The organism is Arcanobacterium wilhelmae (assembly GCF_029632765.1).
Lineage (GTDB): Bacteria > Actinomycetota > Actinomycetes > Actinomycetales > Actinomycetaceae > Arcanobacterium > Arcanobacterium wilhelmae.
In genome coordinates this window covers 945572-964047 of record NZ_CP121247.1, presented here as the reverse complement: position 1 = coordinate 964047, position 18476 = coordinate 945572, and the positions used below count along the sequence as shown (strand labels likewise).

Below are 18476 nucleotides of genomic sequence, written 5' to 3'. Positions count from 1 at the left end.
AAATCCCCTTAGAAAAGTCGAGTGACCCAGCGTGCGAAGTCACTCCACCACACGCTGCCAAGCTTGAACAGAATTTGCCCCGCATCAGTGACCGACAATGCGGCAACCATCGCGATCACCCCAGCGATAACCAACGCGGCGATCTGCCAATTCGAAATCCGTGACCGATACAGGCGAGACACGCCTTTCGCATCGACGAGCTTCGAGCCAATCTCGAGCCTCGTCAAGAACGTTGACGCCATGCCAGCACGCCCCTTATCGAGGAACTCAATCAGCGTCGAATGTGTACCGACGGCGACGATAAGTTCTGCGCCCTTGTCATCGGCCAGCAACATCGCAATGTCTTCAGATGTTCCAGTTGCTGGAAACACCACATGATCGATCCCGAGATCCTCCATGCGTTTCTTTCCCGGAGCGCGTCCATCGCGGTATGCATGCACAACGATCTCAGCGCCGCAACGCAGCGCCTTGTCGGACACCGAATCCATGTCCCCGACAATCATGTCGAGATGGTAGCCCGCTTCCAGAATCGCGTCGGCGCCGCCGTCGACTCCGATCATCACCGGACGATACTCACGGATATACGGACGCAGCGCCTGTAGGTCCTCCTTGTATCGGTATCCGCGTACCACCACCAACGCATGCTTGCGGACGAACGAGGTTTTCACATCCGGAACGCCCACGCCGTCGAGAATGAGATCCTGTTCCTTCTCGACGTATTCCATCGTGTTCGTCGCAAACGCCTTCAGCTGCGTGGCCATACCCGCGCGGGCGTGCTCCATCGCGAGGGCGTTTGATTCTGCCGTCAGGACGTCGCCTTCCGCGATGAGCTTTTCTCCGACGTAAACTTCTCCCCCATCGGTGACACGCACCTTCGCGTTTTCCTTAATGTCCATCACTGACGAGCCCAGATTATCGACCAACGGCAGGCCCGCCTCAAGGAGGATTCCGGGGCCAAGGTTCGGGTAACGTCCGGAAGTGGACTTTGCCGCGTTAAGCACGACGACGGGTTGGCACTCAACGAGCGCTTCAGCTGATACTCGATCGAGATCTTCGTGGTCGATGATCGCTACATCGCCACGGGAAAGCCGCTTAGTCAGTCGCTTCGTTCGTGAGTCGACGCGTGCAGGTCCTTGTATCTGCGAATCGTCTCCGAGCGGAATCAGTTTTCGTCTGAACACCATGGTGCTAATCATTCCACAATCGCGCCGGCGAGTAGTTCAGCCGCATGGGCGCGTGCCGTCTCCGAATCCGGTTGGCCAGAGAGCATTCGTGCGAGTTCAACGACCCGTTCCTCATCAGTGACGTGCTCGACGTCAGTTGAGACCGTTGGACCAGACGACTTTCGCACAACAACCTGCGCCGCGCCGTAAGCTGCGACCTGTGCGAGATGAGTGACGACAAGTACCTGATGGTGACTCCCTAGACGCGCCAGCCGTTCACCTACTGTTATCGCTGTACTGCCGCCGATTCCGGCATCTACTTCGTCAAAAATAAACGTGCGTTGTCCCTCGTGAGAACGAGCGGCAAGCGAGACTTCAAGCGCGAGCATGATACGCGACATTTCACCTCCGGAGGCGGAGGTGGCAAGAGGAAGCTGACGCGAACCACGGTGAGCTTGGAGCATAAAGGCGCAGTCTTCAAGACCGTGCGGAGCGGGCTTCTCGCGCGGGGTGATCTGCACACTAAATGTGGCATCTTTCATGGAAAGCGAGCGTAACTCGCGCGTTACCGCACCAGACAGCTCCTGCGCAGCACGTTCGCGGGTTGCGCGTAGCACGTTTCCCACGCGCGTGAGCTCCGAGACAGCGTTCGCGTATTGAGACTCCAGTTTCTCTGCTAGCGCCTGGGGGTCGACTAGCGCTGAGAGACGCTGTGCAGCTCGGTCCCGTTCGGCAAGCACCTCGGGAATCGACATCGCTAGGTCGCGCTGGAGGCGGGTAAGCTCGGCTCGGCGAGCGTGAACTTTGTTGAGACGCTCAGGATCCGCTGACAATTCCGAAAGCTTGTGGCGCAACTGAGCTCCGACGTCGGTGGCCACCGCGATCGCGCTCTTGAGCTCGTGTGCAAGTTGCGCGAGCGTTGGATCGTCGCTGCTGCCGCGCTGAAGCTCGTGACGTGCAAACTCGATTCGTGACACAGCTCCTTCCTCAGCATTCTCAAGCGCGCCGGCAGCGCCGCCCATCGCCTCACGCAACGACTCCACGTTTTCGAGTCGGATCGCCTCAGCGCGCAGCTCGTCATCCTCCCCAGGTTGTGGGTCGAGTGCGTCGACACGCTTTATCAACGCTTCAAGCGAGAGTCGCTCAATCCCCGAGGCACGCGCATTCTCCCGAAATTCCTTGAGCTGCGCACGCGCCGAGCGCGCGTGAGCCCACGCCTCATCGTAGGAGCGGCGCGCCGTGGCAAGTTCCTCCCCTCCAAAGGCGTCCAGTGAAGCCAGTTGGGCCGCCGGAGATTTCAATCGGATCTGATCGCTTTGTCCGTGCACAGTAACCAAAAGCTCCGCGATCTGCGCAAGCAGAGAGGCTGGCACTGCTTTCCCACCTGCGTACGCTTTCGATCTTCCACTCGCCGGGACCACGCGCGAGACGTAGATGATCGCATCGTCACCTTCGTAATCAACGGTGCCGCCGGCTTCTTGGACGAGTGTGACTGCGGGCGAATGCGCAGGTGCAACGAAGACGCCGTCAACCTGCGCAAACTCTGCACCATTGCGCACGCGAGCAGGATCTGCCTTTTGACCCATCAGCAGTGCCAACGATGTCAGAGCCATGGTCTTTCCCGCGCCGGTCTCACCCGTGATCGCAGTCATTCCGGCTCCGAGCTCAAGCTCGGCAGACTCGATCACACCGAGGTTCGAGATCACAACCTTCTCAATCATCGGCGCCCCGCTTACGCCAACCGGCAACGGGTAGGTGGAACTTCCGTACCAGGCGCGAGGAGAAAGGCGAATCGTTCAGACGCGCAAGATACACGCGTTCGCTCGAGTGGCGCGCCTCGATCTGCGCTCCCCCGACGACGTCGACAGGACGGCGACCATCGCACCAGATAATCGCGTCGCGCGAATACACTTGCACCTGGATCACCGAGTTCGGCCCGACAACGAGTGGGCGTGTAAAGAGCGCATGCGCGGCGATCGGGTTAAAAATCATCGCTTCGACGTCGGGCCAAACCACTGGGCCTTGTGCGGAAAAATTGTAGGCGGTTGAACCAGTGGGTGTGGAGATCAGTGCCGCATCTGCGTTGTAGGTGGACAGCCCACGTCCATCCACTCCGATGCCTAGGTTGATTGTGCGCGCCCCATGAGCTTTCTCGATCGACGCCTCGTTGACGGCCCAGTCGTGGATAACCTCGCCATTTTCGAGGGTGATGTCGAGATCGAGGGTCATGCGGTCTTCGACTGTCCACTGGTGTTCAATTACCGCAGTGACAACTTCATCCATGGATGATGGCTCCGCCTCAGCAAGGAAGCCGACGTGCCCAAAATTGATACCGAGGATCGGTACTTTCGTGCCGCGCGTGAATTCGGCCCCTCGCAGGATCGTTCCGTCACCCCCAGCCATAAGAAGCAATTCCGCATCGGCGACGTCGGAAGAACAGGTTGCGTCAACAACGGTGATCCCGGCCTTCCCTAGGCGCTCCTTCGCCGAGCGTGCACGTTCCAGCGCGTCTTGGCGCCATTCGTGCGTTAGTAGCGCGATCTTCCTCATTCGTTCGCCTCCTCGTGTACTCCCCCAGCCGGACCAGCCGAAATAGCAGCCTCGATTGCCTCATCAAGATGCTCCCCGAGAAGGTCCTGGCCCTGTTTCGCCATGTAGAGGAAATACTCCACATTTCCCGACGGACCTGGTAGAGGCGACGGCGCCACAGCGCGCAACTGAAGCCCGCATTCACGAGCAGCGAGAGCAACTTTCTTCACTGTTTCGTGGTGATGGGCAAGGTTACGAACAACTCCCCCATGGCCAAGTCGCTCCTTTCCAATCTCGAACTGAGGCTTGACCATCAGCACAAATTCGGCGTCATCCGAGGATACAGCGACAAGAGCGGGGATGACGAGTGTCAAAGAGATGAACGACAAATCCCCAACTACCAAAGACGGTGCAGGCGCAACGATGGCCGGATCCAACGTTCTGACGTTGGTCCGCTCAATCACGTCAACACGTGGATCCTCGCGGAGTTTCCATGCGATCTGCCCGTAGCCGACGTCAACAGCAGCTACCGATGCCGCACCACGTTGGAGAAGCACATCCGTAAAGCCTCCTGTTGACGCGCCTGCATCGAGCGCACGTACTCCGGCTACCGTGGGCCCGTCTTCACCGAGATAATCCAATGCGCCAATCAGTTTATAGGCGCCTCGCGAAGCGTAGCGTGGCTGACCCGTTTCTTTCACAATCAATGCAGCCGCAGGGTCCATCTGCCGCGCTGGCTTCGTCACCTCCATCTTGTCAAGGTACACCCTGCCGGCAGCGATCAATTCCGCTGCTTCCTTACGCGACTTTGCAAGATGACGCCTGACGAGTTCAGCATCAACACGGATTAGCTTCGCCATTATCCCTGTGCCTTACTCAGTTGGGCGCTGAGTGCGCGGTGGATATCTTCGAGATCCGAAATCTGTTCGTTGCGCGGCTTGTCACCGATCAGGCCAAGTTTTGTGCGCGGATCAACCGCAGGTTTCGGTTCGCTCATATATCCTCCTCACCCCACTACTGTACCCCGTGGCCACGATGCGGCCACGGGGTTATCCACAGCTATCGAACGGAGACGACAGCAGGAATCGATTCGGCGTCGAATGTTACACCGGCGTCGCTCGCTTCCCAGGCCGCCGAGGCGGCGGCGCGATACTGGTTGAGTGTCAAAGAACCAGCAATCGGCGCGTCATCCACCAGCAACTGACCATCCTTGACGCAAGCCTTCGCGGTCTCACAGCGCCAAACGTCGCCATCCTTGTCAACTGGCGCGTAGGCAATCCCCAGGTCGCGCAGATCGCGCGCCAGAACGCGAGGACGCGCCTGAGCGCTTGCAAGAAGGACGTCGCGGACCTGCGAAACTCCCGTCAGAACATGCACCGAGATGATTCCCGCAGCATTTGCGCCCACCATGTCAGTGTCGAGGCGGTCACCAATCGCGATCGGCGAGCTGAGCCCCGTACGCTCGACTGCAAGCTTGTACATATCGGGAGCAGGCTTACCAGCGCTCAGGGGCTCCACTCCCGTCGCATTCACCACCGCCGCAACAAGAGAACCATTACCGATCGTTTCGCCTCGCTCCCTGGGCATTGTCGCATCGAGATTGGTTGCGACGTATAGCGCACCCTTTCGGATCGCCAACGCGATCTCCGACAACTCAACCCAGCTGACGTGCTCCGCAAAGCCCTGGAGAATAGCCGCAGGATCGTCCTCGGCGCTTGTCACAACGTCGAACCCTGCGTCGCGGAGTGCTTCAAAAACTCCCTCGCCGCCAACGGCGAGCACCTTCGAGCCAGCAGGGACATGCTGTGCCACCTGCATCACGCCGGTTATCGCAGTGTTGATCACGTCTGTTGCCTCGGTGGGGATACCTAAGGATGACAGGTGCTGGGCAACCTTCGCCGGCGGGCGCGACGAGTTGTTCGTCACGTACACCGGGTGCACGCCCCGCTCACGCGCAGCTGCGATACCCTCAGCCGCATATGGAGCTTCCTGTTGCCCCAGATAGGCGACGCCGTCGAGGTCGGTCAGCATCAGATCAGCGATCTCGACGAGCGCCGGTCCAGAGTATTGGGTCGTCATCAAACCACCTTACTGTTCATCAGCAGACTCAGGAGAGTCTGTCGCAGCGCCGTCGCCGTCAACCGTCTCATCAACGGTTTCGTCGCTCGCAACGTCGTCATCAAGATCCTCGTCGGCAAAATCATCCCCGTCGAAGTCGAGATCGTCAGTGTCTTCCTGCTCAGAAGCCAGAGGCGTATGCGGGTCTTCGTCGATCATGTCGTCGAGTACGTCGTTGAGGTCATAAACATCTACCTCGTCCGAATCGTCGTCGTCACCATACTTCGCACGAAGCTCGGCAGCTTCTTCATCACGGCCAAGCTCCTCCAGGCGGTCTGCCTTGATGAGCGATGCACGGGCCGCAACCTCGTTCGGAAGATTGTTAATCTTCAATTTCTCCATGACAGCCAGGCCGCCTTCAGAATCCCCGATTTCGGCACGTGCACCAGAGACGACAAATGCAAGCTCGACCTGTGCCGACGGCTCGAGCCTATTCATCGGGATGCCCTCGATGAAACGTAGTGCCTTCTCTGGGCGGCCCAGGCCACGCTCTGAATCTGCCTCAAGCGGCACATGCTGGTAGTCATCGCTCATTCGGCGGTAGGTTCGAAGTTCACGGAGTGCCTCTGCGTAACGGCCGGTCATGTAGGCAGTGATACCGAGCGCCTCACGGACGATGTCGATGCGTGCGGCAGTCACGAATGCCGCCTTCGCGTGCTGGTACGCAACCTCAGGATCGATGTCGATCATCTCGCCGGCGTACGCGAGGTGACGTGCAACCCTGTGAGCATTTTCAACATTGAGTGAGTTGAGGTGGCGGTAGGCGGTCGGGTCAAGCGATTCTGGCGTGATGGATGCGGGAACCTCGAGTTCGTGTGTGGGAAGCTGCGCATCGTCACGTCGTTCGCGACCCTGGCCACGACGCGATTTGTTCTCATAACGCTCGTCACGATCATGACGGCGATAGCCGCGGTCGTCGCGGCGATCGTCGCGCTTGAATCCGCCGTCGCGACCACCACGATACCCGCGATCATCACGCTGGTAGCCACGATCATCACCGTCACGACGGAAATCATCACGACGGCGATCCCCACGGTAACCACGCTCGTCACGATCATGACGGCGATAGCCGCGGTCGTCGCGGCGATCGTCGCGCTTGAATCCGCCGTCGCGGCCACCACGATACCCGCGATCATCACGCTGGTAGCCACGATCATCACCGTCACGACGGAAATCATCACGACGGCGATCCCCACGGTAACCACGCTCGTCACGATCATGACGGCGATAGCCGCGGTCGTCGCGGCGATCGTCGCGCTTGAATCCGCCGTCGCGGCCACCACGATACCCGCGATCATCACGCTGGTAGCCACGATCATCACGACCGTCGTTTCCGTCTCGAGACCATTTACGCTGGCTACTCTGCCGGCGCTCGGACGCGGACTGCCAACCGGAGGATGGCCTCTCGCGACGCGGTGAACGTTCATTGTTGTCGTAATGGTTGGCCATTTTTTCCTCACGGTTCAATTGTTAATCACGGATGCACGGCGCACGTGCAATAGTAAGTCTAGCTCCTACGCGAATAAACGCGAAACGTGTCGCGCCACATCACAGTCCGAGCCGTGAAAGCAGTCCGATCCGGAACATGTCTAAAAATTCGCCGACGTTAGCAACGACAACCAGGGCAAAAAGACTACTCTGGTTGCGGGTGAGGGTGTTTGTTGGTGGCATAGCCGTGTATTCTCCCCCAAACTATAAACAAGCCGGCTTAAAGGCCAAAAAGCCCCGCCAACACCAGGCCCGTACATACAGTGGTAGCCCCCGGACTATGCCGGGGGCTACCACGTTAAGTGTAATGACGGCGGTGTCCTACTCTCCCACACCCTCGCGAGTGCAGTACCATCGGCGCTGGTAGGCTTAGCTTCCGGGTTCGGAATGGGACCGGGCGGATCCCTACCGCTATAGCCACCGTCAAACGGGTGGAGCAAACACTGTGTGTTTGGTGGTCCAGAATTGTATAGGGGACGCGAGGCAATCTCGTTTTATCTTTTTGTCAGTGGTTGGCCATTAGTACCAGTCAGCTCCAGCAATTACTTGCCTTCCACGTCTGGCCTATCAACCCTATCGTCTTTAGGGGGCCTCACACACCACGAAGGGTGTTTGGAAACCTTATCTTAAAGCAGGCTTCCCGCTTAGATGCTTTCAGCGGTTATCCCTTCCGAACGTAGCCAACCAGCCATGCTCCTGGCGGAACAACTGGCACACCAGAGGTTCGTCCATCCCGGTCCTCTCGTACTAGGGACAGCCCTTTTCAAGTTTCCTACGCGCGCAGAGGATAGGGACCGAACTGTCTCACGACGTTCTGAACCCAGCTCGCGTGCCGCTTTAATGGGCGAACAGCCCAACCCTTGGGACCTACTCCAGCCCCAGGATGCGACGAGCCGACATCGAGGTGCCAAACCATGCCGTCGATATGAACTCTTGGGCAGGATCAGCCTGTTATCCCCGGGGTACCTTTTATCCGTTGAGCGACGGCGCTTCCACAAGCCACCGCCGGATCACTAGTTCCTGCTTTCGCACCTGCTCGACCTGTCAGTCTCACAGTCAAGCTCCCTTGTACACTTGCACTCGCCACCTGATTACCAACCAGGCTGAGGGAACCTTTGAGCGCCTCCGTTACATTTTAGGAGGCAACCGCCCCAGTTAAACTACCCACCAGGCACTGTCCCTGAACCAGATCATGGTCCAAGGTTAGACATCCGGCACAACCAGAGTGGTATTTCAACAATGACTCCACACACACTGGCGTGCATGCTTCACAGTCTCCCACCTATCCTACACAAGCCGTACCAAACACCAATACCAAGCTATAGTAAAGGTCCCGGGGTCTTTCCGTCCTTCTGCGCGTAACGAGCATCTTTACTCGTAATGCAATTTCACCGAGTTCGCGGTTGAGACAGTGGAGAAGTCGTTACGCCATTCGTGCAGGTCGGAACTTACCCGACAAGGAATTTCGCTACCTTAGGATGGTTATAGTTACCACCGCCGTTTACTGGGGCTTAAATTCACAGCTTCAACACACGTGTTTAACCGTTCCTCTTAACCTTCCAGCACCGGGCAGGCGTCAGTCCGTATACATCCACTTACGTGTTCGCACGGACCTGTGTTTTTGATAAACAGTCGCTTCTCCCTGGTTTCTGCGGCCATCACCCCTAGCACGCAAGGTGCTTCAAGGATCAGGCCCCCCTTCTTCCGAAGTTACGGGGGCATTTTGCCGAGTTCCTTAACCACGATTCTCTCGAACGCCTTAGCATACTCTGCTCGACTACCTGTGTCGGTTTAGGGTACGGGCGGCTCGGACCTCGCGTCGAGGCTTTTCTTGGCAGCACAGGATCACTCTACTTCCCCACCACTGTGGGTCATCATCCAGCCTCACCCTGAAATTGTTTCCCGGATTTGCCTAGGAAACGGGCTGCGCTGTTAAACGTGGCAAGCCATTAGCCACGCGGAAGCTACCACTCTGCGTCACCCCTGTTAACACGCTTGCCTACACACAAGTTCAGGTCCCACGCTCCCCACAACCCCAATCCCGAAGGAAAAGAGCGTGGTTTGGATGGTTAGTATCACAAGCTTCAGCATTGGACGGTCCTTCGCCGGTACCGGAATAACAACCGGTTGCCCATCGACTACGCCTGTCGGCCTCGCCTTAGGACCCGACTAACCCAGGGCGGAACAACCTGGCCCTGGAACCCTTAGTCATTCGGCGGACGGGATTCTCACCCATCATTCGCTACTCATGCCTGCATTCTCACTCGTACGAAATCCACAACCAGTTCCCTGACTGCTTCACCTCACGCACGACGCTCCCCTACCCAAACAAAAAATTGTTTGCCGCGGTTTCGGCGGTGTACTTAGCCCCGCTACATTGTCGGCGCAGAATCACTTGACCAGTGAGCTATTACGCACTCTTTCAAGGGTGGCTGCTTCTAAGCCAACCTCCTGGTTGTCACAGCAACTCCACATCCTTTCCCACTTAGCACACGCTTAGGGGCCTTAACCGGCGGTCTGGGCTGTTTCCCTCTCGACTACGGAGCTTATCCCCCGCAGTCTCACTGCCGCGCTCAACATTGATGGCATTCGGAGTTTGGCTGACGTCAGTACCCGGGTAAGGGCCATCAGCCATCCAGTCGCTCTACCTCCACCAAGCAACACGCGACGCTGCACCTAAATGCATTTCGGGGAGAACCAGCTATCACGGAGTTTGATTGGCCTTTCACCCCTACCCACAGCTCATCCCCTCCATTTTCAACTGAAGTGGGTTCGCGCCTCCACACGCTCTTACACGTGCTTCACACTGGCCATGGGTAGATCACCCCGCTTCGGGTCTAGGACATGCAACTCAAAATCGCATTTTAAAACTCGCTTTCGCTACGGCTCCCCCACACGGGTTAACCTCGCTACATGCCACTAACTCGCAGGCTCATTCTTCAAAAGGCACGCCATCACCCCCACCAAGAAGGCTCTGACGGATTGTAAGCGTCCGGTTTCAGGTACTATTTCACTCCCCTCCCGGGGTACTTTTCACCATTCCCTCACGGTACTCATTCACTATCGGTCACATAGAGTATTTAGGTTTACCCAGTGGTCTGGGCAGATTCACACGAGATTCCACGAGCCCCGTGCTACTCGGGAACACCACAACAAGCCAACCACATTTCACCTACGGGACTCTCACCCTCTGCGGTACTGCTTCCCAACAGCTTCGACTATATGGCTGGTTTCTCACTTGCTAGAAAAACGTCGGTTTTTCCTAGTAGGTCCCACAACCCCGATCATGCAACACCCGACGGCTATCACACACAACCGGTTTAACCTCATCCGCTTTCGCTCGCCACTACTCACAGAATATCTTTTCCTCCGGGTACTGAGATGTTTCACTTCCCCGAGTTACCCCCAACTACCCTATACATTCAGGCAGCGGTCACCAGAAACAACTCTGGCCAGGTTTCCCCATTCGGACACCCTCGGATCACAGCTCGTTCGCCAACTCCCCGAGGCTTATCGCAGGCAACAACGTCCTTCATCGGCTCTATGTGCCAAGGCATCCACCGAACGCCCTTGAACACTTACAAAAAACCAAAAGATGCTCGCGTCCACTATACAATTCTCAACCACCACACCAACACCACAACCACACACAACCACAACGGCCGCAGATGATCACAGGTAGCACAGGGTGTTACCCCAGAACCCAACAGCATGCCAACTTCCCATGTTCCACTAGAAAACCCAACCCCACAAACACTCAATCCATGAGGCCCCCTCGAACACTAGACAAAAACCGAGGAGAAAATAGGCTCCTTAGAAAGGAGGTGATCCAGCCGCACCTTCCGGTACGGCTACCTTGTTACGACTTCGTCCCAATCGCCAATCCCACCTTCGACCGCTCCCCCCACAAGGGTTAGGCCACGGGCTTCGGGTGTTACCAACTTTCGTGACGTGACGGGCGGTGTGTACAAGGCCCGAGAACGTATTCACCGCAGCGTTGCTGATCTGCGATTACTAGCGACTCCGACTTCATGGGGTCGAGTTGCAGACCCCAATCCGAACTGAGACTGGCTTTAAGGGATTCGCTCACCCTCACAGGATCGCAACCCTCTGTACCAGCCATTGTAGCATGCGTGAAGCCCAAGACATAAGGGGCATGATGATTTGACGTCGTCCCCACCTTCCTCCGAGTTAACCCCGGCAGTCTCTCGTGAGTCCCCACCATCACGTGCTGGCAACACAAGACAAGGGTTGCGCTCGTTGCGGGACTTAACCCAACATCTCACGACACGAGCTGACGACAACCATGCACCACCTGTACACCAGTCCGAAGACGCACACATCTCTGCATGATTCCGGTGTATGTCAAGCCTTGGTAAGGTTCTTCGCGTTGCATCGAATTAATCCGCATGCTCCGCCGCTTGTGCGGGCCCCCGTCAATTCCTTTGAGTTTTAGCCTTGCGGCCGTACTCCCCAGGCGGGGCACTTAATGCGTTAGCTACGGCGCAGAACCCATGGAAAAGGCCCCACACCTAGTGCCCAACGTTTACGGCATGGACTACCAGGGTATCTAATCCTGTTCGCTCCCCATGCTTTCGCTCCTCAGCGTCAGTAACGGCCCAGTAACCTGCCTTCGCCATCGGTGTTCCTCCTGATATCTGCGCATTCCACCGCTACACCAGGAATTCCAGTTACCCCTACCGCACTCTAGTCTGCCCGTACCCACTGCAGCCCCGGAGTTAAGCCCCGGTCTTTCACAGCAGACGCGACAAACCGCCTACGAGCTCTTTACGCCCAATAATTCCGGACAACGCTCGCGCCCTACGTATTACCGCGGCTGCTGGCACGTAGTTAGCCGGCGCTTATTCAACACCTACCGTCACTTTCGCTTCTTCAGTGTTAAAAGGAGTTTACAACCCGAAAGCCTTCATCCCCCACGCGGCGTCGCTGCATCAGACTTGCGTCCATTGTGCAATATTCCCCACTGCTGCCTCCCGTAGGAGTCTGGGCCGTATCTCAGTCCCAATGTGGCCGGTCACCCTCTCAGGCCGGCTACCCGTCGACGCCTTGGTAGGCCATCACCCCACCAACAAGCTGATAGGCCGCGAGCCCATCCCCCACCAGAAAAAACCTTTCCAACACCAACCATGCGGCCAGCGCAGAATATTCAGTATTAGACCCAGTTTCCCAGGCTTATCCCAAAGAAGGGGGCAGGTTACTCACGTATTACTCACCCGTTCGCCACTAATCCACCAAAAGCAAGCTTCCGGCTTCATCGTTCGACTTGCATGTGTTAAGCACGCCGCCAGCGTTCGTCCTGAGCCAGGATCAAACTCTCCAAACAAAAACCAAAACCACAAGGGTTCCAATCAATAATTCAGAAAACCAATCGGCTCCAAAAAAACCAGACAAACTGGCATAAAAACAGCCCAACCAAACCCACAAAAAGGCGAGCCCAGCCAGACCAAACAAAAACCAACCCCAACCAAAAACAGTCAAGGTCAGACATAAAAAGCTGACACACTATTGAGATCTCAAACAACACCCCTACATCGAAGATCGAATATCTCTTATTCTCACCTCAAGAGGACTGGGTCATAGTTTAACCCACTGTTGACGACCGGTCAAATCGAAATCCGATTTTCCGGCTTACCACTGCGGAAAAACCAACGAGATGAATCGTTTGGAAATTTCTTTCGTGCCTCGCAACAGGTAAATACTTTAGGCGGGTTCGGTTTCCCGGTCAAATCGAATTTTCATGGCCCCAGTCACACCCTGCTGCCACATCGCTTTCTCTACCGGACGAGGCGGCGGGAGGGGCGTTTTTCGGCCCTCCCGCCGCACACGTAGCAGTCAGTTTCATTCACACAGTTACGGACACTTTGAAGCCTCGTGCACCGCTCACTGCACGATCTCGACGACCGCGAGATTCTTGCGCCCCTTGCGAATCAGAACAATTCCCCCAGGGAGCACGTCGGAATCAACCAGCACGCGCTCGACATCCGATACCTTTACATTGTTGATATTCGCACCGCCAGCTTCGATCGTACGCCGCGCTGCGCCACGCCCCTTCTCGAAACCAAGGTTAACGAGAACATCGACAAGCTCATCGCCAAGCCCAGCCTTTGTCCGCGGAAGCTCGGCAGTCGCATCCGCGAGCGTGCGCTCATCCAAACCAGCAGGCTCATCTTTGCCGAACAGCACCGCTGAAGCCGCCTTGACACGCTCCGTGTTCTGCGCGCCGTGTACCCAAGTGGTAACTTCCTCAGCAAGGACTTTCTGCGCCTCACGGGCTTGTGGGCGCTCCGATACCAACTGCTCAAGGTCTTCGATTCGCTCGCGCGAGAGGAAAGTAAATACCTTCAGCATGTGGATAACATCGGCATCAGCCGTGTTCAACCAGAACTGGTAAAACTTGTACGGCGAAAGCATCTCAGGGTTCAGCCACACAGCGCCACCTTCAGTCTTGCCGAACTTCGTTCCATCAGACTTCGTAATCAGTGGGTTCGTCAGTACATGAACCGACTTGCCCTCCACCTTTCGAATGAGATCCATCCCACCCGCCATGTTGCCCCACTGATCGTTTCCTCCAACCTCCAGTGTGCAGTTGTAACGGCGGAAAAGCTCGAGGTAATCATTGGCCTGAAGAATCTGGTACGAAAACTCGGTATACGACAGACCTTCATCGGACTCTAGCCGGCGTGCGACAATGTCCTTATTCAGCATCGTACCCATGCGGAAGTTCTTACCAAGATCGCGCAGGAAATCGATCGCGCTCATCTGCTCGGTCCAGTCCAGATTGTTGACGGTGCGAGCGGGATTGTCACCGTCAAAATCGAGTAACGACTCGAGCTGAGATTTCAAGGCATCGGCCCACCCTGCAACGACGTCGCGACCGTTGAGAACGCGTTCGCCCTTCGCGCGCGGATCTCCAACAAGGCCCGTCGCTCCACCGACGAGCACAAGCGGGTGGTGTCCAGCAAGCTGGAGATGACGCATTAACTTCACGGCGACAAGATGCCCGTGATGGAGCGACGGCGCCGTAGGATCGAAACCGCAATAGAACGTGATCGGCCCAGAATCCAGCGCTTGCTTGAGCGCATCGATATCTGTGTGCTGGGCAATCAGCCCGCGCCACTGCAATTCTTCGAGGACGTCAGTCACGTTCATTTCCTTTCGTTTGTCTCCCACTATTGTGCCTGAGGAAGCGCCAAATGACGATTTACCGGCCGACACGGCTCAACAGATCGTCACATAAACGCGTTGCGCGCTGTTCCGAATCAGTGATCACGAGTACAGTATCATCGCCCGCGATACAGCCAAGAACGCCGCCGATAACCGCACGATCAATCGCAGAGGCAAGCAACTGAGCCGCACCTGGAATCGTCCTTAAAACAACTTGATTCAGCGCTGATTCGGCGCCCGTCAATAACTCTCCAGCCCACCGGTCAAACTGACCTGGTGCACCGGCGTCAGCGAAAGAAAGTTCGACCGCATCAGGGATCTTGTACACACGTACGCCCTGCGCGTTGTACTCCTTATACGCACGTAACTCTTCGAGATCGCGAGAGAGCGTGGCTTGAGTGACGTTGATGCCAACATCGGCAAGTAATGAGCGCAACGACGCTTGGGACGCCACCGGCTGCTGTTCGATCAGCTCAACAATCTTGGCCTGACGGGCGGTGCGAGTATTCGGTACCGGATTCGGCATGTGCCCCTCTCCTTTATCGAATAGATATGAAACTGGAAGAATTATAATTCACATTCGAGGAATTGTGCATTATTATTCATTTTCAGTTTTGAAGGGTGTCATGCGCAATCTACGCTCCTCGACTCCGATACCAGCAGCGGATCGCGCGCGCAGATCCTCGAGCGAATCGGTCCCTGCACGCACCTGCGCACCAGACAAACCGTCAAGATCGCCATCCACCGCAGCCGCAATAATCTCCGCGACTTCCGTAGGTTCATTCCACTCGGTACGCCCGACGTGCATCTGTGCGTCGGCGGTCATGTCTGTCTTGACGACGCCGGGGGCTACCTCCAGCACGCGTAGACCACGCTCATAACCGGCCTCGTGCATGGACGATCCCAGCCGGTAGAGGGCGGTTTTCGAAACAAAATACGCCACGGTATTGGAGGTGTCCCACACAGCTGCGCCAGACGACAGATCAATGATTCGGCCGAAACCAGCCTCCAGCATCGCCGGAACGAAAGCATGGGCAAGCAGGAACGGAGCGCGAACGTTCACTTCCAACACTCTCCACCAGGCCACGGGATCATCCTCCCACGGCGCTAGCTCTGCCCCCATCACACCGGCGTTGTTAATCACCGTATCCGGCACAAAGCCGTCTGCCGCGATATGTACAACCAAAGAGTTCACGGAGCTGACGTCGCTGAGCTCAGCTGCGTAAGTATGTACGGTCGCTCCGAGCCCACGCGCCGCCTGGGCAGTGTTTTCGAGCGAAGCGATCGAACGGGCCACAAGTAACAGCGTGCGCCCCGGGGCGGCGATTGCGTTCGCAATCGCCGCCCCAATGCCACGCGAAGCACCGGTCAGAACAATGACTTCGGATGATCGGGCCACCGCGCGCCTCAGCCCCGCAACTGCGCGCCAAGCTTCGACTTCGCGCGCTTGACGATCTTGTGACGCAACCCTGCCGTGTCCTCCGCCGAAAGCGTATGATCCGCCGAGCGGAAACGAAGGGCGAAAGCCAAAGACTTCTTCCCCTCATCGACCTGGTCGCCACGATAGACATCAAACAGGTGGATATCCTCAAGCACTTCACCGGCAGCATCTTCGATGACGCGCATGACCTCAGCGACGGTGTACTTTTCATCCACGACGAGCGCGATATCTTCCTTCGCAGAGGGATATGTTGCAACTGGAGCAACCTGGATCGGCTCGCCGCCGCGGGCGGCCATCAGAGCATCTGCATCAAACTCGAATGCGATTGAACGTTTGGGCAGGTCGAAAGCCTTCACAACCTTCGGAGCAAGTTCGCCAGCATGGCCAATGACCTGACCGCCAACCACGAGCGCGGCGGTACGCCCCGGGTGGAACGGCGCGTATTGAGCCGCAACGATCTGGACATCCACTCCAACCGTACGAGCGGCAATCTTCAACGCTTCGATAGCATCTCGCCAATCCCACACCTGCGGTGGCAAGCCCGCAACCGTCGCAGTCACCTGCGGTGCCGCAACGCCAGCAATATGGTGCGGCTGCGCAGGAATCGCACCGTGCAGTGTCTGAAGAACCTCATCCGACGGGCGCGCACCAGCTCCAGGGTTCTCGATATCAACGATCTTCCCCGGCAATGTCACTAATGACGTCTCGAAGATGGCCACCTGCGGATTCCCGCGAGCCACATTCATCTTGGCGGTCGCGAGCAACGAATCCAAGATCGAGGTGCGCATATAGGGAGCCTCTTCCTGAAGAGGATTCACCAAGCGGATGGCGCGACGACGTGAATCATCCTGAGGAATTTCCTGCTTATCGAGCGCTGCTGCAGAAACAAACGGGTAGCTCAATACCTGAGTCCACCCCTGCTCCGCGAATGCGCGTGCGAGATCGCGACGCTGCCGTTGCACAACCGTGAGCCCACGCCCTGCAGGTGCGGGCGGCACGATCGATGCGATCTCGTCGTAGCCGATCAAGCGGGCAACCTCCTCCACGTAGTGTGCAGGGCCAACCAGATCTGGACGCCATGTGGGAGCAGTGACGGAAAGAAGTGCAGAATCACCACGATCCTCCACCACCTCAACAGTTGCTCCAATCTCGCGAAGAATCGTGATGGTCTTCTCAACCGACGGTGTGAGGCCAGTGAGACGGTCAGTCTCACGAGTATCAAACTCTGTCGGCGTTGGCAACGAAACTTCGTTGTACTCGAAATTCGCCTCGTCGATCGTACCGCCGCCGAACTCCACCAGGATCTCCGCCACACGCTGGGCGGCGACAGGAGCAATCAAAGGATCAACCCCACGCTCGAAACGCTTGGAGGCTTCAGAAGGCAGACGATGACGGCGAGCACCGCGGGCAATCGACACAGCGTCGAAGTGCGCGGCCTCGATCAGCACGTCCTGTGTGCTGTCCGAGATTTCGGTGGATGCGCCGCCCATGACACCGGCGAGACCAATCACACGAGTTCCCTTGCCACCCTCGGAATCAGAGATCACAAGATCCTCAGGATCCAGCGTGCGCTCGGCGTCGTCCAGAGTGCGAAGCTTCTCCCCCGGCTTCGCACGACGTACCACGATCGGAGCACTCAATTTCGACAAGTCGTAAGCGTGAAGCGGCTGACCGAGATCGAGCATGACGTAGTTCGTTGCATCCACAGCAAGCGAAATCGGACGCATTCCTGCAGCGGTCAACCGATCTCGGATCCACTTCGGAGACTCCGCATTCGGGTTCACTCCACGAACAATCCGAGTGACGAAGCGATCCGCACCTGGCACACCATGGATCGGAGCGTCGTCGGCAACCTCCACAGGGAAACCTTTGTTGTTGAACGGAGGGAGATCCACATCATGCGCAGGATCTGTGAACTTCGCTCCCGTTGAATGCGAGTATTCACGTGCAATACCACGCATGGAGAAGCAATACCCGCGATCGGGAGTCACGTTGATTTCGAGCACTTCGGAATCGAGACCAAGGTAGCCAAGAGCGTCCTCACCCGGCGCAGGGATCGATGCAATTGCACCGGCGTCGTCTTCATGAGCGAGTACAATGATCCCTTCGCTTTCCTCCGAAAGCCCAAGTTCCTTGGCCGAGCAGATCATACCGTCGGAAATATGGCCGTATGTTTTGCGGGCGGCAATCGCGAAATCGCCGGGAAGTACAGCCCCCGGAAGCGACACCACAACGTAATCACCCTCGACAAAGTTGTGTGCGCCGCAGATAATTCCACGAGAAGGGAAATCGGCCGGCTCTTTTCCCTCTCCAGGCGCATCGTTGTAGGCTCCGACGTCGACACGGCAATAGTTGATCAACTTGCCGTTCTTCTGCTCCTCCTTGACCAAGGTGAGCACCTTGCCGACGACGATCGGTCCAGTGACGTCGCTACGATGAATTTCCTCTTCCTCAAGGCCAACCTTGACAAGATCAGCGGCGAGTTGTTCCGCGGTGAGATCCGCTGGAACCTCAACATGTTCCTTCAACCAATCAATCGGAACGAATGGCAT

Annotated in this window: 11 protein-coding genes and 3 rRNA genes; all 14 read right to left on the bottom strand. The window is 57.1% G+C overall.

The genetic code is table 11. The features are described 5' to 3' along the window. Nucleotides 1-8: 8 nt before the first annotated feature. Complete coding sequence (gene steA / locus P8A24_RS04260) at nucleotides 9-1184, bottom strand: putative cytokinetic ring protein SteA (protein WP_278060067.1); 1176 nt, start codon at nucleotides 1182-1184, stop codon at nucleotides 9-11. 8 nt (nucleotides 1185-1192) lie between these two features. Continuing rightward, a complete protein-coding gene (recN, locus tag P8A24_RS04255) occupies nucleotides 1193-2884 on the bottom strand; it encodes a DNA repair protein RecN (protein WP_278060065.1) in 1692 nt (563 codons plus the stop codon). Continuing rightward, nucleotides 2877-3713 (bottom strand): NAD kinase, encoded by an 837-nt coding sequence (locus P8A24_RS04250; protein ID WP_278060063.1) that lies wholly within the window; start codon nucleotides 3711-3713, stop codon nucleotides 2877-2879. Before P8A24_RS04250 ends, recN begins: the two co-directional genes overlap by 8 nt. Then, a complete protein-coding gene (locus P8A24_RS04245) occupies nucleotides 3710-4552 on the bottom strand; it encodes a TlyA family RNA methyltransferase (protein ID WP_278060061.1) in 843 nt (280 codons plus the stop codon). The genes P8A24_RS04250 and P8A24_RS04245 overlap by 4 nt, the downstream gene beginning before the upstream one ends. Next, on the bottom strand, nucleotides 4552-4689 hold the full coding sequence (locus P8A24_RS04240; RefSeq protein ID WP_278060059.1) for a hypothetical protein: 138 nt from the start codon (nucleotides 4687-4689) through the stop codon (nucleotides 4552-4554). The genes P8A24_RS04245 and P8A24_RS04240 overlap by 1 nt, the downstream gene beginning before the upstream one ends. A 62-nt stretch (nucleotides 4690-4751) precedes the next feature. Further along, nucleotides 4752-5771, bottom strand: a complete 1020-nt coding sequence (locus P8A24_RS04235; protein ID WP_278060057.1) for an HAD-IIA family hydrolase — start codon at nucleotides 5769-5771, stop codon at nucleotides 4752-4754. A gap of 9 nt (nucleotides 5772-5780) precedes the next feature. Continuing rightward, nucleotides 5781-7259, bottom strand: coding sequence for a hypothetical protein (locus P8A24_RS04230; protein ID WP_278060055.1), 1479 nt, complete (start codon nucleotides 7257-7259; stop codon nucleotides 5781-5783). 347 nt (nucleotides 7260-7606) lie between these two features. After that, a 5S ribosomal RNA gene (gene rrf / locus P8A24_RS04225) occupies nucleotides 7607-7723 on the bottom strand. 75 nt (nucleotides 7724-7798) lie between these two features. Then, nucleotides 7799-10882 (bottom strand): 23S ribosomal RNA (locus P8A24_RS04220). A 233-nt stretch (nucleotides 10883-11115) separates the two neighbouring features. Next, nucleotides 11116-12642 (bottom strand): 16S ribosomal RNA (locus P8A24_RS04215). Together the 16S, 23S and 5S rRNA genes form the textbook arrangement of a ribosomal RNA operon. Before the next feature lie 557 nt (nucleotides 12643-13199). Further along, nucleotides 13200-14462 (bottom strand): tyrosine--tRNA ligase, encoded by a 1263-nt coding sequence (tyrS, locus tag P8A24_RS04210; RefSeq protein ID WP_278060053.1) that lies wholly within the window; start codon nucleotides 14460-14462, stop codon nucleotides 13200-13202. A gap of 58 nt (nucleotides 14463-14520) precedes the next feature. Then, a complete protein-coding gene (locus P8A24_RS04205) occupies nucleotides 14521-15009 on the bottom strand; it encodes an arginine repressor (RefSeq protein ID WP_278060051.1) in 489 nt (162 codons plus the stop codon). A gap of 72 nt (nucleotides 15010-15081) precedes the next feature. Continuing rightward, entirely contained in the window at nucleotides 15082-15882 is an 801-nt protein-coding gene (locus P8A24_RS04200) for an SDR family NAD(P)-dependent oxidoreductase (protein ID WP_278060048.1), read from the bottom strand. 8 nt (nucleotides 15883-15890) lie between these two features. Continuing rightward, nucleotides 15891-18476 carry a phenylalanine--tRNA ligase subunit beta gene (pheT, locus tag P8A24_RS04195; protein WP_278060046.1) on the bottom strand — a complete coding sequence of 862 codons (2586 nt, stop codon included), beginning with the start codon at nucleotides 18474-18476 and terminating at the stop codon, nucleotides 15891-15893.